Origin of the sequence: Aminobacter sp. MET-1 (assembly GCF_026521175.1) — a bacterium.
Lineage (GTDB): Bacteria > Pseudomonadota > Alphaproteobacteria > Rhizobiales > Rhizobiaceae > Aminobacter.
This window is the reverse complement of the sequence record NZ_JAMSHL010000002.1, coordinates 156,205-171,005: the sequence shown is the minus strand read 5'-3', so window position 1 is coordinate 171,005 and position 14,801 is coordinate 156,205. Positions and strand designations below refer to the sequence as shown.

The following is a 14,801-nucleotide window of genomic DNA, read 5'->3' as shown; positions in this document are numbered from 1 at the left end:
TATGGCGAAACCAGTCGTCGCCTTGTTGTCGGGAAATGGGCAGAAGCCCCTAGATGTGGGACGTCCAGCCGTTGCAGCACGGCCCACCGGGCCGTGACGGCAGCCGCCGGCGGCTTTCCCACTGGACGCCGCGGGCTACCGCCTGCCGCGCCAAGGTGCGGATGTCGTCGGGACGATATCCGTCACGCTCCATCAGCTTCAGGATAATCGGTTCACGCAGCAAATCTTCCAGCGTCAGCTCAGGCTGTTCGGCCATGGTCGCCTCCGTTCGTGACCCTTGTTACCCAACCACTCTAATCACGAAGCGTGACAGACGAATGGCAATTGCGTGACATCATGCGGGCAATATGGCGGCCGCGGCCTTATGCGCGGCCGCCAGCTAGCTCACCAGCTGATGCGCGCCTGCGGCATGCCGTACATGAGGCGCGAAAACTCGTCGCCGCTGACATGCACCAGGGTGCGATGGTCGCCGCCCTCGAAATAGACGTCGCCACCGCGCCGCAACTGCTCGTCGATCACGCAAGCGACGCGATAGGGTACGCCGAGGATCGGCACCGCACCTTCGTCGCAATCGGGAAACAGCGTGCTTGCCTCCTCTTCGGTTGCAAGCCGCACCTTGTCGCCGATGATCTCGCGCATCCTGGCAAGATCGACATGGCGCGACGCCGGCAGCACGGCCAGCACGAAGCCGTCCTCCCACTTCAGCACCACGCCCTTTGCCAGAGCGTTGCCCGGCACGTGGCTTGCTTCTGCCGTCATCATCGAGCAACCGGTGCGCGCATGCTTGGCAGCATCGTAGTGGATGTGATTGTCCTCGAGATATTCCTGCATCGTCAATGAGATAGCCATGACCACTTCCTTTCGCGGTAACATCGCATCGCGGCGGCCGGAATGTCGGAAACGGGCGCGAGGCGCCACGCGGCGAGGTTCGACCGCTTCATCGCCAGCTCAAAGTGATGGTCGGCTGGCCGCATCTTACTATTGCCCTCGGCGGGCCATCTTCAGCGTGCCGGAACGATACAGCCCAGACCTGTTTTCAGCAAGGATTTTGGCTGCGCCACCCCATCGAGAAGCAGCGCAGCCAAGGCACATCACTTGGAGGCCTTCACCTGCTCGTCCCAGCTCTTCGGCGTGGTCTCGCCGTCGAGGAAGGGCAGCACCGTGGTTGCCAGTTCCGGCGCCATGAAGATGTCGTAGTGGGTGCGGTTGGGAATGATCGCCAGCCTGTTCTGCGACATGTTCTCGCGCATCCAGCCGGCGTCCTTGAGGCCGCCGCCGAGCAGTTGGTAGAATTTCACGATATGCTCGGGGCGGTACATGTCGCTGTCGCCATAGACCAGCATGACCGGCATCTTCAGCGTCTTGACGTCGTCGGCCCAATCATAAGGCGTCCGCATGAACTCGCCCATCTGGTCCAACAGCTTCGGGAAATCCTCGACCTTCGGCGCCACGGCGGCATAGGTCTGGTACATCGGAGTCTGCTTCATCATGTCGGCCATCGCTGCGCCGACCTGGGCCTGCATCGGCAGCATCTCGGGGTAGAAGCCGTCCTGGGCATAGGCCGCCGAAACCAGCGCCAGCCGGCGTACCGTCTCGGGATGCTGGACCGCAAGGCGGAGAGCCACGCCTGAACCAAAGGAATAGCCGAGCGCATCGACCTTGCCGCAGCCCAGCTTCTTGAGCAGCGCGGCCATATCGTCGCCGCTGTCGATCATGCTCATCTTGCGCTCGGTCAGCGCGGTACGGCCATGACCGTAGAGATCGACCGCGATCACCTGCCTGCCCTTCGACAGCGCCGGCAGCACCGGCCCGAACATATCGATCGACCCCAGCCCGCCATGCAAGAGCAGCAGCGGCTCGCCCTCCCCGCGGATCTCGTAGTAATAACTGACGCCGTTGACCTCGGCATGGCCCGATTTCACGCCATCCGCCGGTTTGGTTTCGGCCATTGCAGTACCTCCCGTCACCAGCGCCGCAACCACGGCTACCATCATCATCAACTTGCGCATCTTATCGTCCCTTCCTCGTGGTCGGGCTCATCGGCCCTTCGTTGCTAGGACGAGCGAGCAATGCAACATCCGACAGGGGACAAGGATTTTTCGAGAGCCAGCATCCGGCCTAGGAACCCCATCGTGAAGGCTTTCGGGGAAAAAGCTTCGCCCACAGGGGGAGGAAAGGCCGTGCCGATCCCCGAATCAAAAAGGCCGGGTCGTGAACCCAGCCTTTCAAAATCAGCACGACAAGGTCCCCTCAGAGCGTCTTTGCCAGCGCTTCGAGCTGTTCGGTGCAGAGGCCCCAGCCGCCGTGGAAGCCCATCTTTTCGTGGGCATCGCGGTCTTCGACTGACCAGTGGCGGACGGTTGCGGTGTATTTGGTCTTGCCGCCGCCGATGTCCTCGAAGGTCAGGATGCCGACCATGAACGGCTTGCCGGAGGGCAGCCAGGCCTCGGTGAAGGCGTCGGTGAAGACCAGCTTCTCGTTCGGCACGACCTCGAGGTAGAGGCCGGGATTTGGGTATTCCTCGCCCTCGGGGCTGCGCATGACGACAAGGCTAGAGCCGCCGGCGCGCACGTCGAGCTTGGCGCTTGATGTCGTCCAGGGCAGCGGTGCGAACCATTTCGGCAGCAGCGTCGCATCGGTCCAACAGCGGAACACTTTCTCGCGCGGCGCGTCGATGATGCGGGCGAGAACCAGCTCGCGGTCGGTGGCAGGGGCAACGTCAACGACGGTGGTCATAGTTTCTCTCCTTCGGGAAATTCGGTTTCCGCCTTCAAGACGAGCGGCGTCCCGCGATCCCGACACAAGAGGTCAAAAAATCGCTCAGTGGCGGCGGGCATGGACCAGATAGGCGTCGATGGACATCTCGCCCAGCCATTTCACGGCCTCGAGCCGATGCAGGCCCTCGATCAGCACATAACGGTCACCGTCGACGCGCACCTGGATCGGCTGCTTCATGCCGTTCTCCAGAATGTCCTCGGCGAGATGGCGTACGGTCTCGGGATGCAGCGTCTTGCGCCGTGCGGTGGGCACGTAGATGGCATCAAGGGGGATTTTCTGCACTCTCAGCATGTCGGGCTCCGGCTCAAGCCCAGCCTTTCGCAGTTCGGGTCGACTGTCGAGGGGTATCAGTGCTCAGGCTTTGTCTTTGCCGCGCGGCGCTTGGCGTCGTCGATCATCATGTTGGCAAGCTGCATGCGCACCATGGCGCGCTGGCGCAGGTGCGGCGCCACGCGGTCAGGATGGTTGGCGAGGGCAAACCGGCGACGCATCCTGGCGAGATCGGCCGGCTTTGCTTCGGACAGATTGAGTTCGCGGGCGATCGCCTCCGGTTCGATCGATGGCTCGGGCTCAGCGGGCTCGGCCGACATCGCATCCTGCAAGGCATCGGCGACAGCCTCGGCCCGCATGGTATCGAAGAGCGCCACGAACTCGTCATCGAGATCGGCGCCAGCCTCGCGATACTCGGCTGCAACCGTATGCCCATCGACACGGATGCGGCCCGAATGCAGCTCTTCGGCCACGGCAAGATAGTCGAAAGGGATGGTCGGAGCAGGCTCAATGTCGTCCCGATCCGCAGCGACGATCAACTCGTCGAGCAGCGAGGCGAAATCGCGATTGGTTCCGGTGCCCATGCAAAGCCCCTCCGCACGAAACACATGCTACGGCAAAACTGGCCGGACCATAATCCCCGCCGGTTAAAAATCGCTTTGAGTGTCGCGCCGCATCTTATTGTTTTTCGGTCTGTTTGCGGCCCTGCCGGTGCTACACGCATGGCAGATATGCTTATGTTGCACTGCACAATCAACGAGGAATCACCTATATGTGCGAGTGGGAGGATCAACAGGAGCCTGAGAGATGGGTTTCTATACCGAGTTCTTCTCCCGCCCGCGCCCCAGAGAACAGGCGCGCTACCGTGCAGCGCTCGCGCTGCTCAATGCCATGAGCAACTCCGATCGCGCCGATATCGGCATCCGGCCGGCGGACTTTCCGCGCATTGCCCGCGAAATGGCGACACGCCAGGCATGATAGTCCTGCGCGTCACTGCGCTGCCGCAATCGATGATGCATCATTGCGGCAGGCAGGAGATTCGCGATGAGGACTTTTTCGACACCCGCGGCCGTAACCATGGTCCTGACGGGGCTCTGGTCGTTCCAGGCACTGGCGGCTGAAACACCTTACATCGACGATCGTTCCGACCCTGCAGCCGTGGTGCGCTCGCTTTATAATGCGGTGAGCCGCAAGGAATATGCCCGCGCCTGGGACTATTTCGGCGACGCCAAGCCGGCCAAGGATTTTGCCGAGTTCGCCAAGGGCTACGACAAGACCGACCGCGTCGACGTCGAAACAGGTGCTGTAAGCTCCGAGGGTGCGGCCGGCAGCATCTTCTACAACATTCCCGTCGCGATCCGTGCCATCGACGCCAGCGGCGCGGAAAAGGTCTTCGCCGGCTGCTACACGGCGCGCCAGGTCAACGCATCGATCCAGGAGCCGCCATTCAAGCCGATCCTGCTCGAGAAGGGCAACCTGAAGCCGGCCGAAGGCGACCTCGCAGCCGCCCTGCCCAAGCAATGCGGCGATGCCCCGCCCCCGGAGACGGACGCGCTGTTTGACCAGGCGACCAGACTTTTCGCCGCCGACTACAAAGGCCAGTGCGACGCCGGCCGCGAAGGCGAGGACGCCGCCAAAAGCTACGGCATCAGTTACCACAACAAGTCGGATGCCCCGGACGCCAAGCCGAACGAGGCGCGGCTGTTCCGCTTCTTCTGCTCGATGGGCGCCTACAACGAGACCCATGTCTACTATCTGTGGACCGAGCTCGACGGCCTGAACCAGCAGCACTTTGCCACCCCCGAACTCGACATCCGCTACGAGAACGACAACAGCGAAGGCAAGGTCGAGAGCCTCAGCGTCATTGGCTACCGCTCGGAAAGCCAGCTGGTGAACTCTGATTATGACGAGAAGACCCTGACGCTGACCTCGCATGCCAAATGGCGCGGGGTTGGCGATGCCTCGTCAGACGGTGTCTGGATTTTCCGCGACGGTGCCTTCGCGTTGATCAAATACGACGTCGATGCTTCCTATGACGGCGAGATCAACCCTGAGAGCGTGCTCGACTACAACACCGGGCCGTGAGCTATTTCGCCTGAAGCATCCAGTTGAGCGTATCGCGCCAGTCGGTCATGCGGATCGGCGTGCCATGCGTGCCTGTCTCAAAACGGACAAAACGCGCCGGATAGCTTTTGCTCTTGGCCAGGATCGAGCGGAAGAATGCCTCCTGCTTGTCGATGGGGAAGACCGGGTCCTTGCTGCCCTGGCCGAAAAACACTGGCACCTTGGCTGCGAAGGCCGGCGACTTCAGGAAACCGTCGTCCCAAAGCGAGCCGAGCAGCATCAGCCCGCTCAGCTTCTTCGCCACGCCGGCGTCGCCCGCCAGCCCCCAGCACAGCTGCCCCCCCATGGAACCGCAGGCGACGACGATCTTCGCGCCAGGGGATTGCGCCGCGTAGTGGTCGATCAGGGCTCCCACCTCGGCCACGCCCTTGTCGCCGAAATCGGAGAAGTCGGGTGAAAGATAGAGCCCGCCATTGGCCGCCATCAGGTTCTTGATGCGGTTGAAGTTGCCGCCAAAGGTGAAGTCGTCGACGCCCTGCTTGCGGCTGCCGCCCTGGCCATGGAGATAAAGCACGATGACCGAAGCGCCCTCGGTCTTGCCGACGGCAACATGCCTGATGTCGCCGGCATCAAGCTTCAGCACCAGATCCTGCTGGACCTTGCGGACGCCAGTCGAAACATATTTGCCCTGCACCCGCCGCTCCGGCACCTGGTCGCGCTCGTTGATGTCGCGCATCTCCTGGTAGTCGACGACGCGATAGGCATCGCCCTCCGACGAGAGAATTCCGGGATAGGCGAAGAGATCGTCCTTGTAGGGCGCGAGGCTCTGGGCGTGTGCCGAGGTTGCGAGCGACGCAAAGGCAACCGCAAGAACACCCCAGGCGAACCGGCGAAGGCTTGTGCTCGACGTTGCCCCCTTCTGGCCTGCCGGCCATCTCTTCAAGGGGGGAGATGGGCTGTCATCAGGGTCTGCGCCCTTCTGCAACAGAGGGTAAGTCACGCCGGCAAAGCTGCCGATCTCCCCCCTTGAGAGGGAGATGGCCGGCAGGCCAGAAGGGGGCGCGAAGGAATGCAAAGCTGAATCGAGTGACATGATCTAGGGTTGGCTAGCTCATAGTGCATTTGTCAATCCTGCAGCACCCCGCCCGCGCCTTCCAGCGCCTCGGGCGTATCGACGTCGACGGCGGCGCCGGCGCCGATTTCGATGTCGACGACATCGACGCCTTCGCTCTCGATCAGATGACGCGCGCCGGTGTCGCCTTCGAGATGAGCGACGGCGGCAAACAGTGACCTTGGCAGGATGACGGGATTGCCGCGCTTGCCATCGTGGGTGGCGCGGACGATAGCGCGGCCGCCCGCCCGCTCGAATGCCTCGATCAACCGGTCGAGATCGGCCGGCAGCACCTCGGGCATGTCGCCGAGCACGATCAGGGCACCGGCCGCGTCCTCGGGGAGTGCGGCGATGCCTGCCTTGAGCGAGCTGGCGAGGCCTGAGGCAAAATCGGCATTGTGAGCCACCGGCAGATCGAGCCCGACGAGCGCGTCGCGGATGCGACTGGCCTGGTGGCCGGTGACCACCACGGTGCCCTCGGCCTTGGAGGCCAATACGCGCTCGGCCGTGCGGCGCACCAGCGGCTTGTCCTGGAACAGCGCCATCAGCTTGTTGGGGCCGCCCATGCGGCTGGAGCGCCCGGCCGCCAGCAACACGGCATGGACCTTGGGTGCGACGGGCACGGCCGGCGCCTCGCGCGGCTGCGGTCGCGACGGAATTTCCATGAGCAAGCCCCCCACGCCCATGCCACCGATGTCGGCAGCAGTGACCTCAAGCCCGGCGAGCAGTCGATCGAGCACCCAGTCGAAACCGTTCTCCTTGGGACTGCGGGCGCAGCCGGGCGCGCCAAGCACGGCAGCATTGCCGATATGGCCGAGCACCAGCAGATTGCCCGGATCGACCGGCATGCCGGACCGGATGACGCTGCCACCCGCCGCCCGGATGGCGGCCGGAATGACATCATCGAAATCGGCCAGGGCCGACGCGCCGAATATCACCACCAGGTCGTTGTCACGGGCAAGCGCCTTGGCGACCTCTGCCACTGCAGCGGCCTCATGTGGCGTGCGGCGCTCGGCTGTCAGCCGGCTGCCGGAGCGGGCAAGACGCTGTTCGGTGACGCGCGCGGTCTTGTCGAGCACGCTTGATTTCACGCTCGGCAACGTCGTCTGGATTACGCCGACACGCCTGGCCGCAAATGGATTGACTGCGAAGATCTCCTTGCCGGCGCAGAGGTCGATCACCTCGGCGACGAGTTGGCCAGACACCGCGAAAGGAATGATCTTCACGGTCGCGACCATCTGGTCCCGCTCGACCCGGGCAAGCTGGGCAAGCGTGGCCACCGTTATCGCCGGGTCGACAGCGTTGATCGCATCGATCAGCTGGGCATCGACAGTGAAGACGCCTGGCGAAGTGGCGTGGAGGTTGACGCGGCCTGTGGCGGCCTGCTTCACCTCGATGTGCCGGTGGCGCATGGCTGCCGCAATGGCTTCGGCGGCAGCGTCCTCGCCAAGATCGCCATGCTCGAGCGCTGCGACAACGACCTCGGCAAGGCCCGCGGCCTGCAAGGCAGCGACATCGTCCGCGCCGAGAACTTGCCCCTTGCGATAGCGGCGCTCGCCCGACGTCGTGGCATGAGCCAGCACAGCGCCAATTGCATCCGCGACCGGAATGGGGCCGAACTTCACGCCGCCTCGCCTTTCGACTTGGCCGCAAGACCGCGCGAGCGGAAGGCCGCGATGACCTGCGCCAGCACCGCAACGGCGATCTCGGCCGGGTTGGCCGCACCGATGTCGAGCCCGATCGGCGCGTTGATGCGTTCGATCTGCTCAGGCCTCACGCCCATGGCCAGCAGGCGCTCGACGCGCCTGGCATGGGTCTTGCGGCTGCCCAGCGCGCCGACATAAAAGCACTCGGCGTCAAGTGCTGCCTTGAGCGGCCAGTCGTCGATCTTGGGGTCGTGGGTGATCGCTGCCAACGCCGCGTAGCGGTCGAGCGGGCAATGCTTCAGCACGTCCTCTGGCCATTCGGCCTTGTGAATGTCGTCGGGAAAGCGCTCGTCGCTGGCAAAAGCCGTGCGCGGGTCGATGATCTCAAGCGGGAAGCCGGCAATCCTGGCCATTGGCGCCAGTGCCTGGCTGATATGGACCGCGCCAATGATGACCAGCCGTGGCTGCGGCAGATGCACGTTGAGGAAGAAGCTGCGGCCCTCGGCCTCGACCATGCTCGACGCGCCTGAGCGGAACGCCTTGCCGATGGCTGCACCGAGATCGCCGACCACCGCGTCGCCCTCCTTGATGACGCGGCCGCGGCCGTCGCCAAGATCGGTGACGACGATTGCGGCGCGGCGGGCGCGGCGCTCGGCATTCAAGGTCTTCAGAACATACGGGTCCATTCGTTTTTACCCCAGCCGCTCGACATAGACCCGGATGCGACCGCCGCAGGAAAGTCCGACCTGCCAGGCGGTTTCGTCGGCAACACCGAAATCGAGCATTTTCGGCTTGCCGCTTTCGATGACGTCGAGCGCTTCGGAAATCACCGCACCTTCGACACAGCCGCCGGAGACGGAGCCGTGGAAAGTGCCATCGGCATCGATGACGAGATGACTGCCGACTGGACGCGGCGCCGAGCCCCATGTTTCAACGACGGTGGCAATGGCCACGTCCTTGCCGTCCTTCATCCAGCCTTCCGCGATGATCAGCGGATCGCGGGCTTCGTCCAGGAATTTGCTTGGCATCGTTTCCTCCCTCCCGATGCTCAGGCAGCGCGGCCCAAGCCGTCAAGCCAGCGTCTCGGGTCGCTGCTGCATGAAGCGGGTACGCCGAGCGAAGCGCAGAGATCGCCAAGCGCGTTGAGATTATGGACTGCGCGGAACTCATCAACATGCGGCAGCATGGCGCGAACGCCGCGTGCGCGCGCCTCGAAACCGTCGAAGCGCAGCAGCGGGTTGAGCCAGACCAGCCGCCGGCACGATTTATGGAGCCGCTCCATCTCTTCCGACAGGCCGGCGACATCGTCGCGCTCCAACCCGTCCGTGATCAGCAGCACCACGGCTCCCTGCCCCAGCACGCGCCGCGACCACAGCCGGTTGAACTCGCCAAGTGCGTCGCCGATGCGCGTCCCGCCCGACCAGTCTCGGACGGCGGCCGAGCAACCGGCAAGAGAGGCGTCGGGATCGCGATGGCGCATCTGGCGCGTCAGGTTGGTGAGCCGCGTGCCGAAGACGAATGTGTGCACCCGCTGGCGCTTTTCGGTCAGCGCATGCAGGAAATGCAGGAAGATGCGCGTGTACTGGCTCATCGATCCAGAGATGTCCGCCAGCACGACCAATGGCGGTTGGACCTCGCGGGCCGAGCGGAATTTCGGCAGGATCAGCTGGCCGCCGCTGCGGGCGGCAGCTCGCATCATGGCGCGGGGATCGATCTTGCCGCCATGCGGATCGGGCCTGAAGCGGCGCGTGCGCACCATGTCGAAAGGCAGACGGAGCGCTGCGATCTCGCGTCGGGCATCCGACAATTCGTCCGCGCTCATCTGGGCAAAGTCCTTGGCGCGCAGCACTTCGTTGCCCGACACGGTGAAGCGCGCGTCGACCTCGACCTCAGGGATCTCACGCGCCGGCTGGGCCTTCTGGTGACCTTCGAACATCGCCTGGCTGACGCGGTTTTCGGCGGCGCGCGGCTTCTGCTTCTCACGGTTGTCGAGCGCGACCGGCGAGAACATCGCCAGCATCTTCTCGATCAGCTCGCGCGATTTCCAGAACAGCCGGAACGCCTCGTCGAAGGTCGGGTGGTCCTCATGGCGAGTGACCAGCACGGCATGAAGCGTCCAGTAGAAGTCGTCGCGCGTACCGATGCCGGCGGCGAGCACCGCCTCGATGGCATCCTTGACCGAGGCCGGACCGACCCGCATGCCCGCCTTGCGCAGGGTGCGTGCGAAATAGACGATATTGTCGGCGATGCGTCCGTCGGACTTGGCGGCGAGGGTCTCGGTGCTGCGCAAGTCCATTTGGGCACCTACTCCGCTGCCGCCAGCTCCGCCTTCACCTCGTTGAGGATCCGGCGGCCCTCACCCTGCTCTATGCGGGCGATGTCGTCCTGGTACTTCAGGAGCACGCCAATGGTGTCTGACACGGTCTCGGGATCAAGTGCGACCTTGTCAAGTTCGGTCAACGCTCCGGCCCAGTCGATGGTCTCGGCCACGCCGGGCACCTTGAATAGTTCGATCTCGCGCAGCCGCTGGATGAACCGCACAACCTCGGCCGAAAGCCGCTGATTGGCCTGCGGCACCTTGCGGCGCACGATCTCCAGTTCGCGCTCGGCATTGGGATAGTCGACCCAATGGTACAGGCAACGGCGCTTGAGCGCGTCATGAATCTCGCGGGTGCGGTTGGTGGTGATGACGACGATCGGCGGCTCCTCCGCCTTGATCGTACCGAGTTCGGGCACCGTCACCTGATAGTCGGAGAGGATTTCGAGCAGGAAGGCCTCGAAGGCCTCGTCGGTGCGGTCGAGTTCGTCGATCAGGAAGACCGGGGCCGCCCCCTCCTTGCCTGTGAGGGCGTCGAGGACCGGACGGCGGATCAGGTATTTCTCGGAGAAGACGTTCTTCTCCATATCGTTGCGGTCGACCTTGCCGGTCGCCTCCTCCATGCGGATCTCGATCATCTGCGCCGCATAGTTCCACTCGTAGACGGCGGAGGAGACGTCGAGGCCCTCGTAACACTGCAGCCGGATCAGCCGGCGGCCAAGTGCGCTGGCCAGGACCTTGGCGATCTCGGTCTTGCCGACGCCGGCCTCGCCTTCGAGAAACAGCGGGCGGCGCATGCGCAGGGACAGGAACAGTACCGTCGCCAGCGCGCGGTCGGCGACATAGTCTGCGCCGGCGAGCATTTCGAGCGTCTCGTCGATCGAATTCGGAAACGGACGCGTCGCTGATGCGGTCATGGCACTTCCGGAAATCGGCCTAGAGCACGTGGTAGCTGCGGCCGTGATAGATCAACGGGCGAAGATTATCGCCGATACGCAGGCCTGTCACCTTGCCGAACATGATGCGATGGGTGGCCATCTCCTTGGCATCGACCAGTTCGCAATCGAACACAGCCACCGCATCGAGCAGCACTGGCGCGCCAGAGGCGAGCACCTGCCACTCGGCAAGTGCGAATCGTTCTTCCGGCGGCATGCCGGTGACGCCGGAAAACGCCACCGCCAGCGGTTCGTGCCTTGCACTCAGCGTGTTGAGCGCAAAGTTGCCGTTCTTGACGAAGGCGTCGTTCTTGGGGTTTTCGCGGTTGACGCAGACAAGCACCATAGGCGGGTTGTCCGAAACCGAGCAGGCGGCAATGACGGTCGCGCCGCGTTTACCCGCCACTCCGTCCGTGGTGACCAGATGGACAGCGCCTGCGAAATGGCTCATCGCGTCGCGATAGGCCTGCGGCCCGACTTCAAACTTCTTCAGCACAAGACAACTTCCCGCAGTGAACCCTTACCGCAATATGCAGTGAACCCTAACCGCAATATATGGACGGATAGTTGAGCTGCCAAGCAACTAAGCCACAAGCACATTGCGCTTGTCCGGGCCAGGCAGTAGGTCAGGACATCGCCCGAAAGCGGGGCGCGAAGGGATTTCGTTGGGCTAAATGCGATCGAAAACGATCATCATTGCCGCGCTGGCCGCATCGTTTCCGGCGATGGCAGCGCAGGCCGAGCCGCTCAGGGTCGGCGTCGCGGCTCCGCTGTCGGGCCCGTCGGCCATGCTCGGAGAGCAGGTGAAGGCGGGCGCGGCCATGGCAGCCGCGAGCTCCGGCGCCGAACTGACATTTGCCGACGACCAGTGCTCGGCTGCGGGCGGCCGCAAGGCGGCGAAGAGCTTCGTCGACGCAAAGGTGCAAACGGCCATCGGCTTTCTCTGCACCGAGGCACTGGAAGCCGCCCTGCCCGCGCTCAAGGATGCGCAGATTCCAGTCATTGCGGTGGGCGTACGCACCGACAGCCTGACTGACGGCCGCGCCAAGACGGGCTGGCCGGTGTTGCGCTTGGCGCCGCGCGGCGACGCCGAGCACGATGCGGCAGGAACGCTCCTGACGCGACTGTGGGCCAACGAGCTGTTCGCCATCGTCGATGATGGCACGATCTATGGCCGAGAGCTGGCCGAAAGCTTCCGCGCAGCGGCCGAGCAGGCTGGGCTGAAACCAGTCTTTGTCGACACATTCCGTCCCCAGCTTGACAACCAGGTGGCACTGGTCGGGCGCCTGCGCAAGGCGGGCGCCACGCATGTGTTCGTCGGCGGCGACGGTGAGGACATCGCGGTGATGGCGCGCGATGCCGCCGCTGCTGGAGCAGACATTGTGTTTGCCGGCGGTGAGACGCTCCGTGTAGCCGACCGCACAGTGTCGCCGACAGCGGGCACGCTGATGGTCGCCCCGCCTGATTGGATCGACGTTGCGAGACCGCAGGTGTTGCAGGCCTTCGAGGCACAGAAAATCATTCCCGAAGGCTACACCCTGCCCGCCTATGCGGCGGTGGAGATATCAGATGCGGCTGCCAAGGCTTCGGCCGCGAGCGGCAAGCCGATTACCGAGGCCTTTGCCGGGCGAGACTTCGACACGGTCCTGGGCAAGCTGCGCTTCGACGCCAAGGGCGATCTCCAGGACAACGCGTTCCGCCTGTTTCGCTTCGACGGGACCAACTATGTGCCGCTGGAAGGGCAAACGCCGGGATAGCTCCGGCTGCCTCTCCATCTGCTTGTTATGACTGCCTTTGTGCGACGCCAAGCGATCGCCTGGCTGCGACAGAGAGACGAAATGATGTTGAAGGCCGGACCGCTGAACCTCATCACCGACGTCACCGGGCTGTCGGTCGGCAATGCCGCTGACGACAAGCTCAAGTCGGGCGTGACAGTGGTGGTGTGCGACAAGCCGGCGACGGCTGCAGTCCAAGTGCTGGGCGGCGCGCCAGGCACGCGAGAAACCGACCTGCTAGAAGCCCACAACACGGTCGAGGCAATCAACGCCATCGCTCTATCGGGTGGCTCGGCTTTCGGCCTTGATGCGGCTTCTGGCGTGCAGGCGGCGCTGCGCGAGAAGGGCGTCGGCTTTGCCATGCGCGACCAGGTGATCCCGATCGTGCCGGCGGCGATCCTGTTCGACATGCTGAATGGCGGCAACAAGGACTGGGGCCGTTATCCGCCCTATCGCGAGCTTGGCTATGAGGCGACGCAAATGGCGGCGCGCACCTTCGACCTTGGTACGGTCGGCGCCGGTACCGGCGCGCTGACTGCCGGGCTCAAGGGCGGGCTGGGTTCGGCCTCGACAGTGCTGCCCAACGGCGTGACCGTCGGCGCCCTGGTCGCAGTCAACGCCACAGGTTCGGTGACCGTCGGACGCAGCAGGCATTTCTGGGCTGCACCATTCGAGCTGGATGGCGAGTTCGGCGGGCTGGGCTACCCCTCGCCGATGCCTGCCGACGCGGCGCGTGTCGCCAAGAAATACGAGGAAGAAAACAACGCCGTCGCCAACACCACCATCGCCGTGATCGCCACCGACGCCGTGCTGACCAAGGCTGCGGCAAAGCGGCTGGCGATATCAGCCCATGATGGCTTCACCCGCGCCATCTGGCCCGTACATACGCCGTTCGACGGCGATCTCGTCTTCGGGCTGGCGACCGGCGCGAGCGGCATCGAGGTCGGAGCCGCCGATGTCATCGACTTCTACGCAGCAGCGACATCTACCATGGCGCGCGCGATCGCGCGCGGCGTGTTTGCCGCTACACCCTTGGCAGGCGACAGGATGCAGGTTTGGTCGGCCCATACGGGCTGACAAAATGTCTTCGGTGACAATATCTTAGCGCTTTCGCCTGAAAAACTGAGTCAACGGGAAAGAGAGGTCGCGATGAAACTCTTCAAGCTCTTTTGCCTTGCCGGCATGTCGCTGGTCGCCGCATCGGCCGCCCATGCGGGCGACGCCGCCGAGTTGAACGTGCTCGGCTTCAGCGCTGACGGCAAGGTCTTCGGCTTCGAGGAGTTCGGCGTCCAGGATGGTTCTGGCTTTGCCTACGCCAACCGTTTCTACATCGACACGACGACCGACAAGTTCCTGGCCGATACGCCCGTTCGCGTGATGCTGGAAGACGAGAGCAAGGGCGTGCAGGCAGCCCGCGACGAGGCGCGCCAGCGCGGCGAGAAGTCGGTCAAGGACAGCGAGCTTGGCGCCAACAGGGGCACGCTTGCGGGCTTCAATGCCGTCACAGAAATCAGCGCCGATCCGTACCGGATGGTGGTCAACCCGCGGCCGGTGTTCCCGCCCATCGACCCGCAGCTCGCGTTTCAACTGGAGGAGGTTTCCTTCGGCGAGCTGGAACGCTGCCCCGGCATCGGCCCGGTGAAAGGCTTCAAGCTTACGAAGATCGGCGCACAGCCCGGCGACAAGGCGGAGATACTGCAGGAAGACAAGGACGTGCCGCAGAGCCGCGGCTGCCCCACCGGCTACCGTATCGGCGGGGTGCAGACGTTCTTCGCGCCCGACGGCAAGATGTCCTATGCGGTGCTGGTGACCGTCATCCGCCACGGTTTCGAGGGTCCAGACCATCGCTGGCTCGCGGTCACCGGCAGGTCGTAGACCACTTGTCCGCCGAAGCGAGCCAGATAT

Annotated in this window: 18 protein-coding genes; 5 read left to right on the top strand and 13 right to left on the bottom strand. The window is 64.0% G+C overall.

Features of this window, described 5'->3' with window-relative positions; genetic code table 11:
* Window positions 1-49: 49 nt before the first annotated feature.
* From NDO48_RS03450 to NDO48_RS03425, 6 genes are all read right to left on the bottom strand, one after another.
* Window positions 50-256, bottom strand: a complete 207-nt coding sequence (locus tag NDO48_RS03450) for a hypothetical protein (protein WP_018427512.1) — start codon at window positions 254-256, stop codon at window positions 50-52.
* A 128-nt stretch (window positions 257-384) separates the two neighbouring features.
* Window positions 385-849 carry an aminoacyl-tRNA deacylase gene (locus NDO48_RS03445; RefSeq protein ID WP_026227093.1) on the bottom strand — a complete coding sequence of 155 codons (465 nt, stop codon included), beginning with the start codon at window positions 847-849 and terminating at the stop codon, window positions 385-387.
* Window positions 850-1,091: 242 nt separating this feature from the next.
* Window positions 1,092-2,009, bottom strand: coding sequence for an alpha/beta fold hydrolase (locus NDO48_RS03440; protein ID WP_267320852.1), 918 nt, complete (start codon window positions 2,007-2,009; stop codon window positions 1,092-1,094).
* Between the two features lie 241 nt (window positions 2,010-2,250).
* Window positions 2,251-2,736: an SRPBCC family protein gene (locus NDO48_RS03435; protein ID WP_267320851.1), complete on the bottom strand. Its 486-nt coding sequence runs from the start codon at window positions 2,734-2,736 to the stop codon at window positions 2,251-2,253.
* Between the two features lie 84 nt (window positions 2,737-2,820).
* Entirely contained in the window at window positions 2,821-3,069 is a 249-nt protein-coding gene (locus NDO48_RS03430) for a ParB N-terminal domain-containing protein (RefSeq protein ID WP_018427508.1), read from the bottom strand.
* Window positions 3,070-3,125: 56 nt separating this feature from the next.
* Entirely contained in the window at window positions 3,126-3,632 is a 507-nt protein-coding gene (locus NDO48_RS03425) for a hypothetical protein (RefSeq protein ID WP_018427507.1), read from the bottom strand.
* Window positions 3,633-3,855: 223 nt separating this feature from the next.
* On the opposite strand from NDO48_RS03425, the gene NDO48_RS03420 reads away from it, so the two are divergent.
* Both NDO48_RS03420 and NDO48_RS03415 read left to right on the top strand, forming a co-directional pair.
* Window positions 3,856-4,026 (top strand): DUF1127 domain-containing protein, encoded by a 171-nt coding sequence (locus NDO48_RS03420; protein WP_018427506.1) that lies wholly within the window; start codon window positions 3,856-3,858, stop codon window positions 4,024-4,026.
* A gap of 66 nt (window positions 4,027-4,092) precedes the next feature.
* On the top strand, window positions 4,093-5,133 hold the full coding sequence (locus NDO48_RS03415) for a DUF1176 domain-containing protein (protein ID WP_026227092.1): 1,041 nt from the start codon (window positions 4,093-4,095) through the stop codon (window positions 5,131-5,133).
* Window position 5,134: 1 nt separating this feature from the next.
* Here the strand turns inward: NDO48_RS03415 and NDO48_RS03410 are convergent, their stop codons facing one another.
* The 7 genes from NDO48_RS03410 to NDO48_RS03380 all read right to left on the bottom strand — a co-directional run bounded on the left by NDO48_RS03410 (window position 5,135) and on the right by NDO48_RS03380 (window position 11,617).
* The gene (locus NDO48_RS03410; RefSeq protein ID WP_018427504.1) at window positions 5,135-6,055 is read right to left on the bottom strand and encodes an alpha/beta hydrolase family protein; all 921 of its coding nucleotides are present in this window, start codon (window positions 6,053-6,055) and stop codon (window positions 5,135-5,137) included.
* Between the two features lie 182 nt (window positions 6,056-6,237).
* Window positions 6,238-7,848 carry an NTP transferase domain-containing protein gene (locus tag NDO48_RS03405; protein WP_018427503.1) on the bottom strand — a complete coding sequence of 537 codons (1,611 nt, stop codon included), beginning with the start codon at window positions 7,846-7,848 and terminating at the stop codon, window positions 6,238-6,240.
* A complete protein-coding gene (locus NDO48_RS03400) occupies window positions 7,845-8,555 on the bottom strand; it encodes an XdhC family protein (RefSeq protein WP_018427502.1) in 711 nt (236 codons plus the stop codon). Before NDO48_RS03400 ends, NDO48_RS03405 begins: the two co-directional genes overlap by 4 nt.
* 6 nt (window positions 8,556-8,561) lie before the next feature.
* On the bottom strand, window positions 8,562-8,897 hold the full coding sequence (locus NDO48_RS03395; RefSeq protein WP_018427501.1) for an XdhC family protein: 336 nt from the start codon (window positions 8,895-8,897) through the stop codon (window positions 8,562-8,564).
* Window positions 8,898-8,917: 20 nt separating this feature from the next.
* Window positions 8,918-10,165, bottom strand: coding sequence for a vWA domain-containing protein (locus NDO48_RS03390; protein ID WP_018427500.1), 1,248 nt, complete (start codon window positions 10,163-10,165; stop codon window positions 8,918-8,920).
* Between the two features lie 8 nt (window positions 10,166-10,173).
* Window positions 10,174-11,103 (bottom strand): AAA family ATPase, encoded by a 930-nt coding sequence (locus NDO48_RS03385; RefSeq protein WP_018427499.1) that lies wholly within the window; start codon window positions 11,101-11,103, stop codon window positions 10,174-10,176.
* Window positions 11,104-11,122: 19 nt separating this feature from the next.
* Window positions 11,123-11,617: a flavin reductase family protein gene (locus NDO48_RS03380; protein WP_018427498.1), complete on the bottom strand. Its 495-nt coding sequence runs from the start codon at window positions 11,615-11,617 to the stop codon at window positions 11,123-11,125.
* Between the two features lie 178 nt (window positions 11,618-11,795).
* Between NDO48_RS03380 and NDO48_RS03375 the strand changes: the two genes are divergently transcribed.
* The 3 genes from NDO48_RS03375 to NDO48_RS03365 all read left to right on the top strand — a co-directional run bounded on the left by NDO48_RS03375 (window position 11,796) and on the right by NDO48_RS03365 (window position 14,771).
* A complete protein-coding gene (locus NDO48_RS03375; protein WP_018427497.1) occupies window positions 11,796-12,878 on the top strand; it encodes a branched-chain amino acid ABC transporter substrate-binding protein in 1,083 nt (360 codons plus the stop codon).
* Between the two features lie 84 nt (window positions 12,879-12,962).
* Window positions 12,963-13,973, top strand: a complete 1,011-nt coding sequence (locus tag NDO48_RS03370) for a P1 family peptidase (protein ID WP_026227090.1) — start codon at window positions 12,963-12,965, stop codon at window positions 13,971-13,973.
* Between the two features lie 72 nt (window positions 13,974-14,045).
* Entirely contained in the window at window positions 14,046-14,771 is a 726-nt protein-coding gene (locus NDO48_RS03365; RefSeq protein ID WP_018427495.1) for a DUF2259 domain-containing protein, read from the top strand.
* Window positions 14,772-14,801 lie beyond the last annotated feature (30 nt).